Annotated in this window: 1 protein-coding gene; it reads right to left on the bottom strand. The window is 73.7% G+C overall.

Going from position 1 to position 1,340, the window contains the following annotated elements; all coding sequences use genetic code 11:
• Positions 1 to 1,340, bottom strand: a 1,340-nt coding sequence (ptsP, locus tag JK363_RS41230) for a phosphoenolpyruvate--protein phosphotransferase (RefSeq protein ID WP_201883457.1), incomplete at both ends; no start/stop codon positions are given.

The raw sequence follows: 1,340 nt of genomic DNA, 5'->3' as shown, positions 1-1,340 counted from the left end.
ACCGCCTGTGCGGCGCGGCGGGCGTCCTCGGCGGTGTCCGCGGCGCGTGCCGCGGCGGCGGCGCGCTCGCACTGGGCGAGGGTGTGTTTGGCGAGGGTGGCGCGTACGTAGGGGATGGATGCGGCGCCCATGGAGAGGCTGGTGACGCCCAGGCCGGTCAGGACGCAGGCCAGCAGCGGGTCGGAGGCGGCTTCGCCGCACACACCGCAGCTCTTGCCCTCGGCCCGGGCGGCTTCGGCGGATGCCGCCACCAGGTCCAGCAGTGCGGGCTGCCAGGGGTCCTGGAGCCGGGAGACCGCGCCGACCTGGCGGTCGGCGGCGAAGGTGTACTGCGCGAGGTCGTTGGTGCCCAGCGACAGGAACTCGACCTCCTGGAGGATCGAGCGCGCCCGCAGCGCGGCGGAGGGGATCTCCACCATCGCGCCGAACTTCGCCTGAAGCCCCGCCGCCCGGCAGGCGTCGGCGAACGCCCTCGCGTCGGTCCGGTCGGCCACCATCGGGGCCATCACCTCGAGATAGACCGGCAGTCCCTCGGCCGCCCTGGCCAGTGCCGTCAGCTGGGTGCGCAGCACATCCGGGTGGTCCAGCAGGGTCCGCAGACCCCGTACGCCCAGTGCCGGGTTGGGCTCATCGGCGGGAGTGAGGAAGTCCAGCGGCTTGTCCGCGCCCGCGTCCAGCACCCGTACCACCACACGGCCCTCGGGGAACGCCTCCAGCACCTGCCGGTACGCCTCGGTCTGCTTCTCCTCCGACGGCGCCTTGGCGCTGTCGTCCAGGAACAGGAACTCGGTACGGAACAGCCCCACCCCCTCCGCACCCGCCTCGACCGCCGCCGGCACATCCGCCGGACCCCCCACATTCGCCAGCAACGGCACCTTGTGGCCGTCGGACGTCGCGCCCGGGCCGGAGGACGCGGCCAGCGCGGCCCGGCGCTCCTCGGCCGCCCGGGTCAGCTCGGCCCGCTTCTCCTCGTTCGGCGCCACGAAGATCTCACCGGTGCTGCCGTCCACGGCGATCACGGTGCCCTCGATCAGCTCCCCGGCACCCGGCAGCGCGACCACGGCCGGAACACCCAGGGCGCGCGCGAGGATCGCGCTGTGGCTGGTCGGGCCGCCCTCCTCGGTGACAAAGCCCAGGACCAGCGTCGGATCGAGCAGCGCGGTGTCCGCCGGTGCCAGATCACGGGCGATCAGCACATACGGCTCATCGCTGTCCGGCACCCCCGGCATCGGCACACCCAGCAGCCGCGCCACGATCCGGTTCCGTACGTCATCCAGGTCGGCCACCCGGCCCGCCAGATACTCACCGGCCCCGGCCAGCAGCGCCCGGTACGCGGCGAA

The organism is Streptomyces coffeae (genome assembly GCF_016741875.1).
Lineage (GTDB): Bacteria > Actinomycetota > Actinomycetes > Streptomycetales > Streptomycetaceae > Streptomyces > Streptomyces coffeae.
Note: the sequence above shows the minus strand (reverse complement) of the source record. Positions and strands in the feature narration are given on the sequence as shown.